Below are 17,847 nucleotides of genomic sequence, written 5' to 3'. Positions count from 1 at the left end.
CACACCGAAGATGCGCCGCGGATTCCTCCTCATAGGGCTGGCCCTCCTCGTCGTGGTCGTCGCCCTGGCCAGTTGGGGTGTGGTCGCCCTGCTTCCGGCGCACCACCCGTACAGCGGCAACTGGCAGCAGGACGCGGCCGGCGCCGGCCAGGTGACGGTCCAGGCCGACGGACTCGGCGTGACGCTGAGTCAGGACGGCTCCTCGCAGGTCACGGTGACCATGAGCGGCAGCTACACGGGCCATGTCCCGCAGGTCTCCGTCACCCGGTCCGGGTCGGACGTCACGGTCACCGCCGGCTGCTCCGACGACTGCTCGGGGCACCTGCAGATCACGGTGCCGGCCGGCCTGGCCGCGCAGGTGAGTACCGGGGACGCCGGGCACGCCGGGATCCAGGCGAAGGGCCTGACCGGCCGGCTGGATCTGACCACCGGGCTGGGCGGGGTCGAGGTGGACCGGTCGTCCGGCCCGCTGACCGTGCGGAGCACCTACGGCGCGGTGACCCTCACCGACAGCAGCGCCCCGAACGCCGAGGTGATCACCACCGACGGCGCGGTCAGCGCCTCCTTCACGGCGGCACCCGCCTCCCTGAAGGTCACCACGGGCTACGGCGGGGTCGACCTCAAGGTGCCTCACGACGCCACCTACCACGTCGACGCGCAGAGCTCCTGGTCGTCGCCGAGCGTCTCGCTGCCGAACACCGCTACGGACGCGCCGCACAGCGTGGTGGTGAAGACCACGCGCGGCGGCATCACGGTCCACTGAGCACGCCCGTGCCGCGAACGACGGTGGCGTCCCCGGGATCTCCCGGGGACGCCACCGTCGTTCGGCGGCAACACCCTGCCATGGCAACAACGGCTGGGGCTGACAGGAGGGTTATCCCTACCCCGGTTCGGTGGGCCGGCCACGTGTCCGGCCCAGGCCGAACTGCTGTTGGCTGGAGGGCAGATGGTCGGTGCGGGGCGGCGCAGGTGCGCCGCCCCGCAGCGCCACCGCGAACCACCGGTGAGGGCCACCGGCTACCGGATCGACGCCCACAGCAGCAGCTCCGCGCCGCAGATCGACCTGCCGAGCTCCGACGGCGCGTCGGCCTCTCTCACCGTGGCCGCCTCTCACCGTGGCCGCCTCCAACGGCGGCCTCCACATCCACTGAGCGGGCACCACCGCCCCACGCCGACGACCAACGTTGGAGAAGAACCATGCGCCACGCCTCCTCACCCCCGCGCGCCCCGTTCGGCAAGGCCGGCATCTGGGCCCTTGCGGGCACCTCGGTCGCGGCCGCGGCCACCGCCTGGTGGGTGACCGACTCCGCGCCGTACCCCTACGCGCAGCACCGACTGCTCGACCTGCCACTGCCGTTCCTGTCCTGGGAGCGGCTGGCCGAGCAGCTCCGGCCGCTGCCGGGCGAGCGGATGCTGGAGATCGGTCCCGGCACCGGGCTGCAGTCGCTCCAGGTGGCGCCCCGGCTCGGCGCCGACGGCCGGCTGGACATCGTCGACATCCAGCAGGAGATGCTCGACCACGTGATGGGCCGGGCCGCCGGATCCGGCCTCGACACCATCGTCCCCACCCTGGCCGACGCGCGCGAACTCCCCTTCGACGACGCCACGTTCGACGCCGCCTACCTGGTCACCGCGCTGGGCGAGATCCCGGACGTCCCCGCCGCCCTGAGCGAGCTGCGCCGGGTCCTCAAGCCGACCGGTCGCCTGGTCGTCGGCGAGTTCTTCGACCGCCACCAGATCCGCCCGGCGACCCTGGCCCGGCACGCCAACGCCGTCGGCCTGCACGTCATCCGGCAGTCCGGACCGGCCCTGGCCTACTTCGCGCTGCTGCGGCCCTGCACCTCGGGCTCCGACGTCCGGCCGCAGGCCGGTGCCGCGGACCGGCGTGCGGCCACCATCGACTCCTGACCGGGACTGGAGGACCGTCGTGAACAATCCCGGAATCCGGCGCGCGGCCGAGAGCGAGTGGGGCCTGCTCTACCGCCGGGCGCGCGCCCGGCTGCGGGCCAGGGGCGCCGCCGCACTGACCCTCACCGTGGTCTCCAGCTGCCTCGTGCTGCTGTTCGCGGCGGTCGACGACTTCCCGAGCGGGGCGGCCTTCGTCTCCCGGACGGGCGTGGTCCGGGCCACCGAGCCGTGGGACGTCGCGCTGCTGCGCTTGCCGGTCTCGATATTCGTGCCGGCCATCCATCTGCCCTGCTGGACCGCCGTGTTCATGGTGGTCCTCGCCTTCGGGACCGCAGAGCTGACCCTCGGCCCGTGGCGCACGCTCGGCGTCGGGTACACCTGCTCGCTGGTGGGCACCTGCTACGCGCGCTTCGGGGTGTCCCGGCCGCCCGGCCACCTGTTCCACCTGCCCGCCGCATTCGCCCAGGTCCGGGACACCGGGCCGTCGGCGGCCGTGGTCGGGCTGGGCCTGCTGGTCGCCTGGCGGTTCGGGGCGCGCTGGACCGCGCTGGGCGTGGTGCTGCTGACGGCCGCGATCACGGCGGTGGACCCGGAGTTGGCGGGTTACGAGCACATGGCCGCGCTGGTGACCGCCGCCTTGCTGCTGCTCGCGGACGGGGTCGCCCGCAGGCTGGCCGCCCGCGGTGCGCACGGCTCCGCCGCCTTGGCACCCCGGCCGCGGTGACCTGACCGCCGACGGGGGGCCATAAAGTGAGTCGTTTGGCGCGATGAGGGCCCGGACCGGTGGTACCGGTCCGGGCCCCTGTGTCGTGGGGTCAGCGCCCCAGGTTGGTGCCGGCCGGGACGGTGCCGAGGCGGCCGGCCTGGAAGTCCTCCATGGCCTGCTGGAGTTCGCGGTGGCTGTTCATCACGAACGGGCCGTACCAGGCGACCGGTTCGCGGATCGGCAGGCCGCCGAGCAGCACGACCTCGAAGTTGGCGTTCCGGGAGTCCTGGCTCTCGTCGGCGCGGATGGTGATCGAGTCGCCGTCGCCGAACAGGACCGCCTGGCCCATGCCGAACGGGCGGTGCTCCTGGCCGGCCGTGCCCTTGCCGGCCAGGCCGTAGGCGAGGGCGTTGAAGTCGGAGCGCCAGGGCAGGGTGATCTGGGCGCCGGGGTTGATCGAGGCGTGGATCATGGTGATCGGGGTGTGGGTGGCTCCGGGCCCCTGGTGGCCGTCGAGCTCGCCGGCGATCACCCGCAGCAGGGCGCCGCCGTCCTCGGTGCTGAGGAGCTTGACGCTGCCGCCGCGGATGTCCTGGTACTTCGGGGCGATCATCTTGTCCGAGGCGGGCAGGTTCACCCACAGCTGGAGGCCGTGGAAGAGGCCGCCGGACATCACCAGCGACTCCGGCGGGGTCTCGATGTGCAGCAGGCCGGAGCCGGCCGTCATCCACTGGGTGTCGCCGTCGGTGATGACGCCGCCACCGCCGTGCGAGTCCTGGTGGATGAAGGTGCCGTCGATGATGTAGGTGACGGTCTCGAAGCCGCGGTGCGGGTGCCAGGGGGTGCCCTTGGGCTCTCCGGCCGCGTAGTCCACCTCACCCATCTGGTCCATCATGATGAACGGGTCGAGGTACTTGGTGTCGATCTTGGCGAAGGCGCGGCGGACGGGGAAGCCCTCGCCCTCGTAGCCCTCGGGGGCGGTGACCACGGTGCGGACCGGACGGGCGCTCGTGACGGCGGCGTCCGGCGTGGTGACGCGCGGGAGGGTCAGCGGGTTGTCGACGGTCACGGCGGGCATGTCGGCCTCCTTCGAGGGGGTGTGTGCGGCCTACGTCCACGAGGTTAGTTCAATCCTCAACAACAAGCAAGTTGAAAGTTGAACAATATGTCGATGGAGGAGCGCGGCTCCTCTTCTCCAGGATGGGTCAGGCGTGGATCCGGCGCACCGCGGGGCGGCTGTCAGCCGTACATGCGGCGCATGGTGAAGTCGACCATCTGTTCGACGGCCTTGGCGTCGAACACCATCCGGTGCTCGCCCTCCATGTCCAGGGCGAAGCCGTAGCCGGTCGGCAGCAGGTCCAGGATCTCGGCGCCGGTGACGGTGAAGTGCTTGGACTCCTTGCCGGCGTAGCGGCGCAGTTCCTTCAGCGAGCTGAACATCGGGATCACCGGCGTCGGGGTGTTGTGCAGCGCGAGGAAGCCGGGGCGCTCGCCGCGCGGGCAGTGCACCTTCGAGGTGATGAAGATCGCCTGGAAGTCCTCGACCGCCATCGAGCCGGTGGTGAAGGCCCGGACGGCGTCCGCCAGCGACGGCGGGGAGGGCTCCGGGTAGAGCGACTGCTGCGACCCCGGCGACTGCGTGCCGTAGGCGTCGGGTCCGGGCATGCCGTTCATGCCCGGCTGCGGTCCCGCCTGCTGCTGGTAGGGGTCGCCCGGGTATGCGTTCTGGTCATATCCGTACACACGGACAGGCTAGCGGGAGCGCACCCGCCCGCGCTGGCGCCGATCCTGACAAGGAGTGGTCGCCCGGACTGTGGGACGTGACCACGTTCATAGCGGATTCACCGCCGAGGGCTTGCCCAAGTTACCGCTGGGTAGCATCATGATGCCTACTGGTGGGTACGGGGCGCCCGAACGCGGCGGTCTCCCGGAAGCGACGAACCGGAGAAAACGGCCATGGGTCACTACAAGTCCAACCTGCGGGACGTGGAGTTCAACCTCTTCGAGGTGTTCGGCCGCGAGCAGGTCTACGGCACCGGACCGTTCGCGGACATGGACGTCGAGACCGCGAAGAACATCCTCAGCGAGATCTCGCGCCTGGCCGAGAACGACCTCGCCGCCTCCTTCGCCGACACCGACCGCAACCCGCCGGTCTTCGACCCCGAGACCAACACCGCGCCGATCCCGGCCACCTTCAAGAAGAGCTACCAGACCTTCATGGACGCCGAGTGGTGGCGTCTGGGCATCCCGGAGTCCATCGGCGGCCAGGTCACCCCGAACTCGCTGATCTGGGCCTTCGCCGAGCAGATCCTGGGCTCGAACCCGGCCATCTGGATGTACTCCTCCGGCCCGGCCTTCGCCGGCGTCATCGCCGAGGAGGGCACCGAGGAGCAGCTCGAGGTCGCCAAGCGGATGACCGACCGCCTGTGGGGCTCCACCATGGTCCTCACCGAGCCCGACGCGGGCTCCGACGTGGGCGCCGGCCGCACCAAGGCGATCCAGCAGGAGGACGGCTCCTGGCACATCGAGGGTGTGAAGCGCTTCATCACCTCGGGCGAGCACGACATGTCCGAGAACATCATCCACATGGTGCTGGCCCGCCCCGAGGGCGGCAAGCCGGGCACCAAGGGCCTGGGCCTCTTCATCGTCCCGAAGTTCGACTTCGACTGGGAGACCGGCGAGCTCGGCGAGCGCAACGGCGTCTACGCCACCAACGTCGAGCACAAGATGGGCCTCAAGGCCTCGAACACCTGCGAGATGACCTTCGGTGCCAAGCACCCGGCCAAGGGCTGGCTGCTCGGCGAGAAGGTCGACGGCATCCGCCAGATGTTCAAGATCATCGAGTTCGCCCGCATGATGGTCGGCACGAAGGCCATCGCCACCCTCTCCACCGGCTACCTGAACGCCCTGGAGTACGCCAAGGAGCGCGTGCAGGGCGCCGACATCTCGCAGTTCCTGGACAAGTCCGCCCCGCGCGTCACCATCACCAACCACCCCGACGTGCGCCGCTCGCTGCTCACCCAGAAGGCCTACGCCGAGGGCATGCGCGCGCTGGTGCTGTTCACCGCGTCCACCCAGGACGACATGATGGCCGCCAAGCTGCGCGGCGAGCACGACGAGGCCGCCGAGCGCCTGAACGACCTGCTCCTGCCGATCGTCAAGGGCTACGGCTCGGAGAAGTCCTACGAGCAGCTCGCCCAGTCCCTGCAGACCTTCGGTGGCTCCGGCTACCTGCAGGAGTACCCGATCGAGCAGTACATCCGCGACGCCAAGATCGACACCCTGTACGAGGGCACCACCGCCATCCAGGGCCAGGACTTCTTCTTCCGCAAGATCGTCAAGGACGGCGGCCAGGCGCTCACCGCGCTGTCCGAGCAGATCCAGAAGTTCCTCGGCTCCGCCGCCGGCGGCGACGCCCTGGCCGCCGAGCGCGAGCTGCTCGCCAAGGCCGCGGGTGACCTGGAGGCCATCGTCGGCAAGCTGCTGGCCGACCTGTCCTCGGTCGAGCAGGACGTCAAGAACATGTACAAGGTGGGCCTCAACACCACCCGCCTGCTGATGGTCTCCGGCGACGTCGTCGTCGGCTGGCTGCTGCTGCGCCAGGCCGCGGTGGCCCTGGCCAAGCTGGAGGCCGGCGCCTCGGAGAAGGACGTCCCGTTCTACCAGGGCAAGGTCGCGGCGGCCCGCTTCTTCGCCAAGAACGTCCTGCCGGCCGTCGCGCCGCAGCGCGTGATCGCCGAGGGCATCGACAACGAGATCATGGAGCTCGCGGAGGAGGCCTTCTAAGGCCACCACCCTTCCGACTGCCTGACACACCCTCACACCGAAGGGCCCGGCTGCCACCGGGCCCTTCGGTGTTTCCCCGGGCTCCGCGTCCGGCCCGCTTCCGCCGGACCGTCACATGCCCCGGGTGACACCCGTCCGCCGCCCGTCCGCCTGTCACCCGTCCGCTGCGTTGCCGACGTCCTGCTGACGTTCTGCCGACGTTCTGCCGACATTGCGCTGACGCCGCGCCGACCGTATGCGACCAGGGAGTATCCGCCGCACGGGCGCCGGGTGTTGCGGGCGGTTCGCGGTCGTGAACGGGGTGGAAGCTTCCGAATGCCCTGTCCGTGTACGGGCATATGCTCAAGGTGCGAAGCCGGTTCCCCATCCGGCTTCGGCCCTCCCTCGACCCAGGAGCAGTATGTCGACCGCCGCCCGCCAGGCATTCTTCGACCGGACGCACAGCGACGATCTGATCGCCTTCCTCGGCACCTCGCCGTCCCCGTACCACGCGGTCGCGAGCGCCGCGGAGCGGCTGGAGAAGGCGGGCTTCCGGCAGGTCGCCGAGACGGACGCCTGGGACGGCGCCGCCGGCGGGCGCTACCTGATCCGCGGCGGCGCGCTGATCGCCTGGTACCTCCCCGAGGGCGCGGGCCCCGAGACCCCGTTCCGGATCGTCGGCACCCACACCGACTCGCCCAACCTGCGGGTCAAGCCGCTGCCGGACACCGGCACGGCCGGCTGGCGGCAGGTCGCGGTGGAGATCTACGGCGGGGTACCGCTGAACACCTGGCTGGACCGGGACCTCGGCATCTCCGGCAGACTCGCGCTCAAGGACGGCACCGCCCGGCTGGTCCAGCTGGACGAGCCGCTGCTGCGCGTGCCGCAGCTCGCCATCCACCTGGACCGCCAGGTCAACGACGGCATGAAGCTCGACCGGCAGCGCCACCTCACCCCGATCTGGGGCCTCGGCCCGGTCGACGAGGGCGGGCTGATCTCGTACGTCGCCGAGCGGGCCGGCCTGGCCGTCGACGACGTGGTCGGCTGGGACCTCATGACGCACGACGTCCAGCCCGCCTCCTACCTCGGCCGGGACCGCGAGCTGCTGGCCGGCCCGCGCCTGGACAACCTGCTGTCGGTGCACGCCGCCACCGCCGCGCTCGCCGCCGTCGCCACGGCGGCCGGCGCCGCCGAGCTGCCGTACATCCCGGTGCTGGCCGCCTTCGACCACGAGGAGACCGGCAGCGAGTCCGACACCGGCGCGCAGAGCCCGCTGCTCGGCAACGTCCTGGACCGGACGATCCACGCCCGCGGCGGCTCCGTGGAGGACCGCGCCCGGGCACTGGCCGGCACCGTCTGCCTCTCCTCGGACATGGGCCACGCCGTCCACCCGAACTACAGCGAGCGGCACGAGCCGGGCCACCACCCGCTGCCGAACGGCGGGCCGATCCTCAAGGTCAACGTCAACAACCGCTACGCGACCGACGGCGTCGGCCGGGCGGTGTTCGTGGCCGCCTGTGAGAAGGCGGGCGTGCCGTGGCAGAGCTTCGTCTCCAATAACGCGATGCCCTGCGGTACGACGATCGGCCCGATCACGGCGGCGCGGCTGGGCATCAAGACGGTGGACTGCGGCATCGCGGCGCTCTCCATGCACTCGGCGCGCGAGCTGTGCGGCGCGGAGGACCCGCACCTGCTGGCGAGCGCGATCAAGGCCTTCCTGGAGGGCTGAGCCCCTTCTCCGGTACGACCGGGGCCCGGCGGAGAGCGTCTCTCCGCCGGGCCCCGTCGTCGAGTGCCACGAGGGCCCACGAGGGCTACGAGGGCTACGAGGGCTACGAGGGTTACTCCATCCCGGCCAGGACCAGCGGCAGGCGGCGGGCGCCGTCGGCGACCAGCTTCACCGGCACGCCCCAGTCCTGCTGGTGCACGTGGCAGGCCGGGTACTCGATCTCCGGGTCGTCGTCGCAGGAGGCCGCCATCGCCGAGACGTGCAGCACACCCTCGGCGACCTCGTCGGAGAGCACCAGCTCGCGGGAGAGGTCGCTGTCCGCGCCGGCGCCGGAGACCAGCAGCTCGGGCGGGGTCGCGCTGACCAGCAGCCGGGTGGACGGGCCGTAGCGCTCGTCCAGCTTCTGGCCGCTCGGGGCCGAGAACACCACGTCCAGCCGGAAGGCGCCCGGCGCGACCTCGGTGGCCGCGCGCTGGGTGCGGTGCGCCACCGACTCGACGCGCACCGCCTCCTCCGGCAGCCGCAGCCTGGTCAGCCGGTGCCGGGCCGACTCGACCACCACGATGTCGTCGTCCACCAGCACCGCGCCGGAGGGCTCGCGCAGGTCGGTGGCCAGCGTGCTGACCTCGCCGGTCGCCGGGTCGTAGCGGCGCAGCGCGTGGTTGTAGGTGTCGCTGACGGCCACCGAGCCGTCCGGCAGCACGGTGACGCCCAGCGGGTGCTGCAACAGGGCCTGGTCGGCCGCGCCGTCGCGGTGGCCGAAGTCGAACAGGCCGGTGCCGACGGCGGTTTCGACCGTCCCGGTTTCACGTGAAACCGAGCGCAGCGCGGAGGTCTCGGAGTCGGCGACCCAGAGCTTCCCACCGTCCGCGGAGACCGCGAGGCCGGACGGCTGGGCGAACCAGGCCTCGGCGGCCGGTCCGTCCACCAGGCCCTCGTTGGTGGTGCCGGCCGCGACCCCGACCTCGCCGGTCGCCGGGTCGTACGCCCAGAGCTGGTGCACGCCCGCCATGGCGATCCACACCCGGCCGTCGAACCAGGCGACGTCCCACGGCGAGGACAGGTCCACCTCGCGGGCCGGGCCCTCGGTAGCCGAGCCCTGCCACCACTGACGGCCGGTGCCGGCCAGGGTGGTCACGCTGCCGTCGGCGAGCCGCACGCCGCGCAGGGCGTGGTTGACGGTGTCGGCGACGATCACGTCGTAGTCGTACGGGTGGCCCTCCGGCAGCAGCGCCAGGCCCTGCGGCTCGCTGAACCGGGGGCCGGCGCCGTCCACCAGGCCGCGCTGCCCGTCGCCGATCCGGCGCACCACCGTCTCGCCGTCCTCGGCCAGCTCGACCAGCGAGTGGTGGCCCGAGTCGGCGACCAGGAAGTGGCCGTCCGGCAGCCGGATCGCCTTGCCGGGGAACTTGAGGTCCCCCGCGGTCGGCTCCGGCGCCACGTACGGGCCGTCGCCGCGGCGCAGCGTGCCCTTGGCGGCGTGCTCGGCCTCCAGCTCCTCGACCAGGCGGGCGATCGCGTGGGCGTGGCCCTCACCGGCGTGCTGGGCGACCACGTAGCCCTCCGGGTCGATCACCACCAGCGTCGGCCAGGCGCGGACGGCGTACTGCTTCCAGGTGGCCAGCGCCGGGTCGTCCAGCACCGGGTGGTGCACCTCGTACCGGGCGACGGCGTCCACCACGGCCTGGTGGTCGGCCTCGTGCACGAACTTCGGTGAGTGCACCCCGACGATCACCACGGTGTCGCGGTGCTTCTCCTCCAGCTCCCGCAGCTCGTCCAGGACGTGCAGACAGTTGATGCAGCAGAAGGTCCAGAAGTCCAGGATGGTGATCTTGCCCCGGAAGTCGGCGAGCGTGAGCTCCTTGCCACCGGTGTTCAGCCAACCGCCTGCCCCGACCAGCTCGGGGGCGCGTACACGTGCACGAGATGCCATGCCCCAATGAAACCCCACGCCCGCTGTCCGCATTCCGGGCGCACCGGGTTCAGGGCCGCGGCCGACGGGCGGCGCTCAGTTCGACGGCTTCCCGGGCGGCGTGGAGCGAGGTGTCGGCCCAGCCGAGCAGGGCCTTGGTGACCAAGATCGCGGGGATCATGCCCGTCCCGCGCTCGGCCAGCAGCCATTGGACCGCCTCCATGCCGTCGGCGGCGAGGACCGGGCGGCACTCCTCGACCAGCGCGGTCAGGTGGGCGATGTGCTCGGCTGTCACGCCGTCGCCCTTCGGGAAGACGTCAGGGCGGGTGAGGTCGGCCTGCCAGCGGGTCTCGCCGTCCTGGGTACGGGTGGTGGGGCGCAGGCCGAGGGCGACGGCCACCCTGGCGGAGGCCCGGTGGTCGGGGTGGATGTGGGCGACGGCGGTGGTGACGCCCGCCGCGGTGAGGTGGGCGACCAGGGCGCGGCCGGCCTCGACGGCCAGGCCGCGGCGCTGCCAGGGGGTGCCGACCACCCAGGCGACCTCGGTCTCCTCGGCGCGGACGGTGGCCTGCACGTAGCCGACGAGGGCGCCGGCGGCGCGCAGCCGCAGGACCCAGTTGCCCCAGCGCTCGGCCGGATCGGGGGAGCCAGCGGCCAACCGGGCGCAGCGGGCGCGCATCTCCTCGACGGTGGCCGGACGGCCGCCGGTGAAGGCGTGCAGGGCCGGATCGGCGAGCGCGGCCGCCAGCTCCTCGGCGTGCTCGGGGCCGATCGGCAGCAGGTCGAGGCGTTCGCCGAGCAGCGGGACGGCGGTGGGGTCGGGGCGCATGGCGGTATTGAACGCGACCGGGTGCCGCCGTGCGACGGGGTTTTCCGCGGGTGCTTCGTGGCGGTGCTTTTCGGCGGGCGGGGGATCGGGGTCGAATGGGGCGACGTCAACACGGAGACGTCGACACGGAGGAGGTCCTGCAGTGCGGTATCTGGTCAGGGAGAAGCTGTTCGCGGTCGGCGACGACTACTGGATCGAGGACGACCAGGGCCACAAGGCGTACCTGGTGGACGGCAAGGTGCTGCGACTGCGGCACACCTTCGAGCTGAGGGACGCGGACGACCGGGTGGTCGCGGTGGTGAAGGAGAAGATGCTCACCGTCCGCGACGCGATGAAGATCGAGGACGCCGACGGCGAGGTGATCGCGACCGTCCGGGAGAAGCTGTTCACGCCGTTCCGCGACAAGTACCTGGTGGACCTGGCCTCCGGCGGCGAGCTGAAGATCCACGGCAACCTGATCGACAAGGACTACCGGATCGAGAACGACCACGGCGACGAGCTGGCCCGGATCAGCCGCAAGTGGTTCCGGATCCGGGACACCTACGGGGTGGAGATCGCCGACGGCGCGGACACCGGGCTGCTGCTGGCCGTCGCGGCCTGTGTCGACCACCTGGCGCACGAGGAGGACTGACCCGTCCCGGTTTCCGGATCCCCGGTCCCCCTCTCACCCGTGTGGGGTATCTTTTGCCAACCCTTGACCAGGCCGGTCGAGGGGCCCTGACCGCCGGTCGAGGGCTTACGGCGAGAGCGGACCGGGGGCTGGAACCACGATGAACGACATCCTGCACGGGCTCGGCGCGGCGGCGGCCTACGGAGCCCTCGGGGTGGTGCTGCTGCTCCTCGGCGTCGGACTGGTGGACGTCCTCACGCCCGGCCGGCTCGGCCACCAGATCTGGGTCGAGCGCAACCGCAACGCCGCGGTCCTGCTCAGCTCCGCGCTGCTCGGCATCGGCGGCATCGTCTTCACCGCGATCATGTACACCTACGCCGACTTCGCCAAGGGCCTGATCTCGACGGCCTGTTACGGCGTGCTAGGGCTGGTGCTGATGGCCGTCGCGTTCTGGCTGGTGGACCTGCTGACGCCCGGCAAGCTCGGCGCGATCCTGGTCGAGCCGGAGCCGCACCCGGCGGTGTGGGTGTCGGCGAGCTGCAACATCGCGGTGGCGGCGGTGGTGTCGGCCGCGATCGCGTAGCGGCCGCGGCCGACAGCTGGCTCACCGCGATGTCCGGGTCGGTGGCCAGGACCGCGGAGCAGCTGGAGAGCGGCGACTACACCAAGGACGTGGTGTCCAGCCTGGCGATGCAGGTGGCCGGCAAGGGCACGCTGCTGCGCACCGCCGAGGAGCAGGGGGAGCGCCGAACTGCTGGAGCCCTACTTCCGGTTGATGGAGCGCCGGTTGGCGGTCGGCGGCGGCGAGGAGGACCTGACCGGGGTCGTCGACCTGCTGCGACGGTGAGGGGCGGCCGGTAACGTACCGGCATGACAGACCTCGAAGAACGCGCCGACGACGTCGCGTCCGGATCCAGCACCGCCGCCCGGCGGGGCTCACCACGGGCCGGGGCGGGAGTCCTGGTCAGACCGCGCCGCGGTGACGACCTCGCTGCCTGCGTCCGGGTGCTGGACGACGTCCACCGCGTCGACGGCTACCCCGTCGACTGGCCCGACCGCCCCGCCTCCTGGCTCACCCCGGACGGTCTGCTGGCCGCCTGGATCGCCGAGTCGGACGGTCGGCTCGCCGGCCACGTCGGCCTCGCCCGCAGCGCCCCGGGCGACCTCGCCCCCGCCCGGTGGAGCCACCGCACCGGGGGCCGTCCGGAACTCGCGGCCGTGATCGGCCGCCTCTACGTCGACCCCGGGTCGCGCGGCCACCACATCGGCGCCCGTCTGCTCGCCTGCGCCGTGGCGCACGCGCGGGCGCTCGGCCTGCACCCCGTCCTCGACGTCCTGGCCACCGACACCGCGGCCGTCGCCCTCTACCGCCGCCTCGGCTGGACCCACCTCGGCAGCGGCGACCAGCAGTGGCCCTCGGGCCGCACGGTCACCGTCCACTGCTTCGCCGCCCCGAGGGGGTAGCACCCGCCCGGGCGCGCACGATCCGGCAGACCCGCCCGGCCGACAGCGGCCGGGCGGGCCCCGTCACGCCGGGATGACGTCGATTCCGTCCTCCACGCCGACGAAGTCGCCCGCGTTCCGGTCGGGGGTCCTCCTGCTCCGGGGGCTGGTGCGGCCGGGCGGGGCGGTCCGGCGGGCGGCCCGATTTGCTGGGGTGGCAACAAAGCTTGCCGGTGGGGGGAGGGCGGTTGCAGCCTGGCGGAGGAGGACCGCGGACGGGCACCGCGGCCCCACCGCGCGTCCGGCGCCGCGGTGCCCGCATGAGCGGGGAAGCCTTCGGCACCCACGAACGGAGAGATCGGACATGACCTCGCAGCACCACCAGCACGGCCACGGCCACCAGCACGGGCACGCGCACGGGAACGTCCCCGCCGCCGACTTCGACTGGGACGCGCTCGCCGCGCACCTGGAGCACGAGGCCGACCTGCGGGCCGGCGCGGTCACCGAGGCGGCGCGGTGGCTGTCCGGCCTGTACGGCGGGGCGGCCGGCGGTGGGACGGCCGGCGACGGGGCGGCCGGCGCCGTACGGAGGATCCTCGACGTCGGCAGCGGCCCCGGGGTGATCGCCGGCATCCTGGCGGACACCTTCGCCACGGCCGAGGTGGTGGCCGTCGACCAGTCGGCCGCCCTGCTGGAGCGCGCCCGGACCCGCTCCGGCGGTCGGCTGGACACCCAGCAGGTCGACCTGCCCGCCGAGTTCGACAAGCTCGGCGAGGCCGACCTGATCTGGTCCGGCAACGCGATCCACCACCTGGGCGACCAGCAGGCCGCGCTCGCCTCGCTCGCCGGGGTGCTGCGGCCGGGCGGGCTGCTCGCCGTCGCCGAGCGCGGCCTGCCCGCGCGTTTCCTGCCCCGGGACTTCGGCCTCGGCCGGCCCGGATTCCAGGCCCGGCTGGACGCGGCGCACGAGGACGGCTTCAGCACCATGCGGGCCGAGCTGCCGGGCAGTACCGCCGAGATCGAGGACTGGCCGACCATGCTGGAGCGTGCCGGTCTGACCCCGAGCGGCACCCGCACCTTCCTGGTCGACCGCCCCGCCCCGCTCGACCGCCCCACCCGGGAGTACCTGCACACCCAGCTCCGCCGCCTGCACGACCAGCTCGCCGAGAGCCTCCACCCGGAGGACCGCGGCACCCTCGAAGCCCTCCTCGACGAGGAGGCCCCCACCGGCATCCTCCGCCGTCCGGACGCCTTCTACCTCTCCGCCATGACCGTCCACACGGCCCGCAAGGCCTGACCGCCGCCGCCCGGTGGAGGCCGCCTCGAAGGGCAGCCGCCACCGGGCGGCCGCTCCGTACGGGAGCTCCGGACGGGAGCCCCGCCGGCCCGGCGGTGACCGGGATACCGTCGGGGCATGACAGCGAGCGAGCAGCGCTTCGTCGTGGTGACCACCACCCACGGGAGCGAGGAGCAGGCCCGGGCCCTGGCGTCCGCCGTGGTGCGGGAGCGGCTGGCGGCCTGCGCCCAGGTGTACCCCGTGCGGTCGGTGTACTGGTGGGAGGGCGAGGTGCAGGACGCCGAGGAGTGGCGGATCGACCTCAAGACCCGGGTCGAACTGGCCGACCGGCTCGGCGCGTTCGTCGCCGAGCGGCACTCGTACGAGACGCCCGAGGTGATCGCCGTGCCGGTGGTGGCCGGCAGCCCCGGCTACCTGGGGTGGCTGGCCGCGGAGACGGCCCGGTAGCGGCGGATCAGGGCGCGACGTCCAGGAAGGCCAGCACCGCGAGCACCCGCCGGTGGTCCTCCTCGGAGGGCGGCAGGTCGAGCTTGAGGAAGATGTTGGCGGTGTGCTTCTTCACCGCCCGCTCGGTGATCACCATCCGCTCGGCGATCGCCCCGTTCGAGCGGCCCTCCGCCATCAGCTCCAGCACCTCGCGCTCACGCGGCGTCAGCCGGTCCAGCGGCTTGGAGCGTTCGGTGTTGCTGACCAGCATGGCGATCACCTGCGGGTCGAGCGCGGTGCCCCCGGCCGCCACCCGCCGGACCGTCGCCACGAACTCGTCGGGGTCGAAGACCCGGTCCTTCAGCAGGTAGCCGATGGCGCCGGTGCCGTCGGCGAGCAACTCCTTGGCGTAGAGCTGCTCGACGTACTGGGAGAGCACGAGCACCGGCAGCCCCGGCACCTGCCGCCGCGCCTCCAGGGCGGCCTGCAGGCCCTCGTCGGTGAACGTCGGGGGCAGTCGCACGTCGACGACGGCCACGTCCGGGCGCTCGGTGAGGAGGGCCTGCAGGAGGTCGGGTCCGGTGTCCACCGCGGCCACGACCTCGAAGTCGTAGGCCTGCAGCATCCGGACCAGACCGTCCCTCAGGAGGAAGAGGTCCTCGGCGAGGACAACTCGCACGGCAGCTCCATCGTCAGGGTCGTGGGGCCGCCGAGCGGACTGCGGACGGCCAGGACGCCGTCGAAGGTAGCAAGCCGCCGTTCCATGCCGCGCAGGCCGGTGCCGCGCGAGGGGTCGGCGCCGCCGGTGCCGTCGTCGGTCACCTGGGCCTTCAGCAGTCCGTCCTCGTACCAGAGTTGGACGTCCACGTGGGTGGCGCCGGAGTGCTTGGCGGCGTTGGTGAGGGCTTCGGAGACGGCGAAGTAGAAGGCCGACTCGACGGGGGGCTCGGCGCGGCCGGGCAGTTCGGCGGAGACCGTCACGTTCAGCGGGCTGTTCATGCCCAACGCCCGTACGGCGTCGGCGAGTCCGCGATCGGCCAGGACCGGCGGGTGGATGCCGCGGACCAGGTCGCGCAGCTCGTCGAGGGCGCTGGCGGAGGCCTGCCTGGTCTCGGCGAGCAGCTGCTTGGCGGCCTGCGGGTCGCGCTCGACCAGCCGCTCGGCGACGCCCAGGTTCATCCCCATGGCCACCAGCCGGGCCTGCGCGCCGTCGTGCAGGTCCCGTTCGATCCGGCGCAGTTCGGCCGCCTGGGTGGTCAGCGCGTCCCGCCGGGTCTCGGTCAGGTGGGCCACCTTGCGCTGGGCGGCCAGGGCCTCGGCCCGGGCGGTCGGACCGAGCAGGGACTTGGTGAGCGCGGTGTGGGCGCGCAGCACGGCGGGTGCGACGGCCACGCCGGCCAGCGCGACCGGGACGGCGAACACCGCGGCGAGCCGGCCGCTCGCGGCGTCGGTCACGTGGATCCACAGGTACCAGTTGTTGCCGCCGTGCGAGACGATCGGCTCCCAGAGCCACGGCAGCAGCAGGCCGAACGCGCCCCAGAGGACCAGCCCGACCGGGACCAGCGCCAGGGTCAGGCCGATCGCCGGATCGACCACCAGCCAGGCCAGGTCCCGCCAGGTCGCCGGATCGGCCAGCAGCGCCTGGCAGCGCAGCCAGGCGCCCCGGAACCCCGGTTCGACCTCGGGCTGCGGCAGGTACGGGTCGGCGATCCGGACGCCGGACCAGCGCTCGGCCAGGTCCCGCCGCCTTCCGGCGAGCCGGCGGACCGCCATCGTGGTCGGCGCCACCAGCATTGCGCCCACCCCGAGGCCCCCCAGGCTCGCGGTGACGGAGACGGCGACGGACAGCAGCAGCTGCGGCAGCACGAACCAGGACAGCGCCGTGCTGCGCAGCATGTCCCGTACGCCCCTGCGCAGATGGCCGATCGGATCCCTGTGGGTGCCGCGCTCCTCGTTCCCGACCGTGGTGCCGGTGCTGCCGCCCATGACCGTTCCTCCCCCTCGGTGCCGGCCTCGCGGCCGCCGTCCCTGCCCTTCGGTCACCCAGACTGCCGTACTCCCCCGGGGCGATCACTGGGCCCTGGACCCCTGTCGGGGGTACCTGGGTACACCTCCCGATCGACGCCCAGGGGCCATGCCCCGGCACCCGGCCCCCGGCCTAGTGTCCCCGGTATCGGGAAGCGGCCCGCCACGGGGATCTCCGAGCTTCCGCAACCACGCCTTCAGACAAGGGAGTTCGCCATGCCCAAGCGCCCCGCCGCCCGCCGTCCGCTGATCCGCCTGATCCTGGTCCTGGCCGCGCTCGGTCTCTTCCTCTACGGCCTGACTCCGGCCCACGCGGCGAGCGGGGCCGCCACCGGGTCGACGGCGGGGAGCGCCACCGGGTCGACGGGGGGTGCGGTGGCACCGCCGGACACCGCCGGCGTCAGAACCCTGTTCGACCGGCTCCTCCCGCAGTTGCTCGCCGACCACCGGATCCCGGGCGCCGCCGTGACCGTGGTGGCCGGCGGGCACGAGGTCTTCTCCGGCGGCTACGGGGTGGCGGAGGTGCCGACCGGCAAGCCGGTCGACCCGAGCCGGACCGCCTTCTTCATGGGCTCCGACGCCAAGGTCTTCACCGCGATCGCCGTCCTCCAGCAGGTCGGGGCAGGGAGGTTGGACCTGCACGCCGACGTCAACCGCTACCTGACCGCCTTCAGGATCAGGGACAGCTACCCCGGCCGGCCGGTCACCGTCGAGAACCTGCTCACCCACACCGGCGGATTCGACGACACCTTCATGGGCCTCGCCGAGGCCGGACCCGAGCACACCGCCGGCCTCGGCGCCTCGCTCGCCGCCCACCAGCCCGACCGGGTTCGTGCCCCCGGCACCGCCGCGGCGTACGACAACTACGGCGTGGCGCTCGCCGGCTACCTGGTCGAGGTGGTCGCCGGACAGCCCTTCGACGAGTACGTCGCCCGGCACGTCCTGCAGCCCCTCGGCATGGACCGGACCACCTTCACCCAGCCCCACCCGGCCGCCGTCGACGCCGAACTCGCCCACGGCTACCGGCCCGAGGGTGACGGCCAGACCGAGACCAAGGGCCTCTACGGCCCCTGGACGCCCACCGGCGCCGCCGCCGTCACCACCGCCGCCGACCTGGCGAAGCTGCTGGTGGCCCTGCTCCCGCAGGGCGGTGCGGACGGCCGGCGGATCCTCGACCCGGCGATGACCGCGCAGCTG

Annotated in this window: 16 protein-coding genes and 2 pseudogenes; 12 read left to right on the top strand and 6 right to left on the bottom strand. The window is 72.7% G+C overall.

Features of this window, described 5'->3' with window-relative positions:
* The first annotated feature begins 10 nt into the window (after positions 1 to 10).
* The 3 genes from ABTY56_RS07045 to ABTY56_RS07035 all read left to right on the top strand — a co-directional run bounded on the left by ABTY56_RS07045 (position 11) and on the right by ABTY56_RS07035 (position 2,632).
* Positions 11 to 763 carry a DUF4097 family beta strand repeat-containing protein gene (locus ABTY56_RS07045; RefSeq protein WP_350627334.1) on the top strand — a complete coding sequence of 251 codons (753 nt, stop codon included), beginning with the start codon at positions 11 to 13 and terminating at the stop codon, positions 761 to 763.
* Between the two features lie 434 nt (positions 764 to 1,197).
* On the top strand, positions 1,198 to 1,908 hold the full coding sequence (locus ABTY56_RS07040) for a class I SAM-dependent methyltransferase (RefSeq protein ID WP_350627333.1): 711 nt from the start codon (positions 1,198 to 1,200) through the stop codon (positions 1,906 to 1,908).
* 19 nt (positions 1,909 to 1,927) lie between these two features.
* The gene (locus tag ABTY56_RS07035) at positions 1,928 to 2,632 is read left to right on the top strand and encodes a hypothetical protein (RefSeq protein ID WP_350627332.1); all 705 of its coding nucleotides are present in this window, start codon (positions 1,928 to 1,930) and stop codon (positions 2,630 to 2,632) included.
* A gap of 91 nt (positions 2,633 to 2,723) precedes the next feature.
* Here the strand turns inward: ABTY56_RS07035 and ABTY56_RS07030 are convergent, their stop codons facing one another.
* Together ABTY56_RS07030 and ABTY56_RS07025 are read right to left on the bottom strand one after the other, a co-directional pair.
* Entirely contained in the window at positions 2,724 to 3,692 is a 969-nt protein-coding gene (locus ABTY56_RS07030; RefSeq protein ID WP_350627331.1) for a pirin family protein, read from the bottom strand.
* 161 nt (positions 3,693 to 3,853) lie between these two features.
* A complete protein-coding gene (locus ABTY56_RS07025) occupies positions 3,854 to 4,357 on the bottom strand; it encodes an SseB family protein (protein ID WP_502893040.1) in 504 nt (167 codons plus the stop codon).
* Between the two features lie 213 nt (positions 4,358 to 4,570).
* On the opposite strand from ABTY56_RS07025, the gene ABTY56_RS07020 reads away from it, so the two are divergent.
* Together ABTY56_RS07020 and ABTY56_RS07015 are read left to right on the top strand one after the other, a co-directional pair.
* The gene (locus ABTY56_RS07020) at positions 4,571 to 6,400 is read left to right on the top strand and encodes an acyl-CoA dehydrogenase (protein WP_350627330.1); all 1,830 of its coding nucleotides are present in this window, start codon (positions 4,571 to 4,573) and stop codon (positions 6,398 to 6,400) included.
* Positions 6,401 to 6,800: 400 nt separating this feature from the next.
* Positions 6,801 to 8,108: a M18 family aminopeptidase gene (locus tag ABTY56_RS07015; RefSeq protein WP_350627329.1), complete on the top strand. Its 1,308-nt coding sequence runs from the start codon at positions 6,801 to 6,803 to the stop codon at positions 8,106 to 8,108.
* A 112-nt stretch (positions 8,109 to 8,220) separates the two neighbouring features.
* Here the strand turns inward: ABTY56_RS07015 and ABTY56_RS07010 are convergent, their stop codons facing one another.
* Together ABTY56_RS07010 and ABTY56_RS07005 are read right to left on the bottom strand one after the other, a co-directional pair.
* The gene (locus ABTY56_RS07010; RefSeq protein WP_350627328.1) at positions 8,221 to 10,041 is read right to left on the bottom strand and encodes an NHL domain-containing thioredoxin family protein; all 1,821 of its coding nucleotides are present in this window, start codon (positions 10,039 to 10,041) and stop codon (positions 8,221 to 8,223) included.
* Between the two features lie 310 nt (positions 10,042 to 10,351).
* A pseudogene (locus ABTY56_RS07005) lies at positions 10,352 to 10,849 on the bottom strand (GNAT family N-acetyltransferase); the annotation flags it as partial.
* Positions 10,850 to 10,991: 142 nt separating this feature from the next.
* Here ABTY56_RS07005 and ABTY56_RS07000 point away from each other — a divergent pair.
* The 6 genes and pseudogenes from ABTY56_RS07000 to cutA all read left to right on the top strand — a co-directional run bounded on the left by ABTY56_RS07000 (position 10,992) and on the right by cutA (position 14,646).
* Positions 10,992 to 11,480 carry an LURP-one-related/scramblase family protein gene (locus ABTY56_RS07000; protein WP_350627327.1) on the top strand — a complete coding sequence of 163 codons (489 nt, stop codon included), beginning with the start codon at positions 10,992 to 10,994 and terminating at the stop codon, positions 11,478 to 11,480.
* Between the two features lie 139 nt (positions 11,481 to 11,619).
* Positions 11,620 to 12,042 carry a DUF350 domain-containing protein gene (locus tag ABTY56_RS06995; RefSeq protein ID WP_350523740.1) on the top strand — a complete coding sequence of 141 codons (423 nt, stop codon included), beginning with the start codon at positions 11,620 to 11,622 and terminating at the stop codon, positions 12,040 to 12,042.
* 14 nt (positions 12,043 to 12,056) lie between these two features.
* A pseudogene (locus ABTY56_RS06990) lies at positions 12,057 to 12,306 on the top strand (imine reductase family protein); the annotation flags it as partial.
* A gap of 23 nt (positions 12,307 to 12,329) precedes the next feature.
* On the top strand, positions 12,330 to 12,923 hold the full coding sequence (locus tag ABTY56_RS06985; protein WP_350627326.1) for a GNAT family N-acetyltransferase: 594 nt from the start codon (positions 12,330 to 12,332) through the stop codon (positions 12,921 to 12,923).
* A gap of 343 nt (positions 12,924 to 13,266) precedes the next feature.
* Positions 13,267 to 14,199: a class I SAM-dependent methyltransferase gene (locus ABTY56_RS06980; RefSeq protein ID WP_350627325.1), complete on the top strand. Its 933-nt coding sequence runs from the start codon at positions 13,267 to 13,269 to the stop codon at positions 14,197 to 14,199.
* Between the two features lie 117 nt (positions 14,200 to 14,316).
* Positions 14,317 to 14,646: a divalent-cation tolerance protein CutA gene (cutA, locus tag ABTY56_RS06975; protein WP_350627324.1), complete on the top strand. Its 330-nt coding sequence runs from the start codon at positions 14,317 to 14,319 to the stop codon at positions 14,644 to 14,646.
* Between the two features lie 7 nt (positions 14,647 to 14,653).
* Here cutA and ABTY56_RS06970 read toward each other — a convergent pair whose 3' ends face one another.
* Positions 14,654 to 15,304, bottom strand: coding sequence for a LuxR C-terminal-related transcriptional regulator (locus tag ABTY56_RS06970; RefSeq protein ID WP_350627323.1), 651 nt, complete (start codon positions 15,302 to 15,304; stop codon positions 14,654 to 14,656).
* Positions 15,268 to 16,611: a sensor histidine kinase gene (locus ABTY56_RS06965; RefSeq protein WP_350627322.1), complete on the bottom strand. Its 1,344-nt coding sequence runs from the start codon at positions 16,609 to 16,611 to the stop codon at positions 15,268 to 15,270. The genes ABTY56_RS06970 and ABTY56_RS06965 overlap by 37 nt, the downstream gene beginning before the upstream one ends.
* Positions 16,612 to 16,866: 255 nt before the next feature.
* On the opposite strand from ABTY56_RS06965, the gene ABTY56_RS06960 reads away from it, so the two are divergent.
* A partial coding sequence (locus ABTY56_RS06960; RefSeq protein ID WP_350627321.1) for a serine hydrolase domain-containing protein occupies positions 16,867 to 17,847 on the top strand: 981 nt, incomplete at its 3' end.

Origin of the sequence: Kitasatospora sp. NPDC097691, from assembly GCF_040302665.1 — a bacterium.
Classification (GTDB): Bacteria; Actinomycetota; Actinomycetes; order Streptomycetales; family Streptomycetaceae; genus Kitasatospora.
This window is presented reverse-complemented; position numbering and strand designations above follow the sequence as displayed.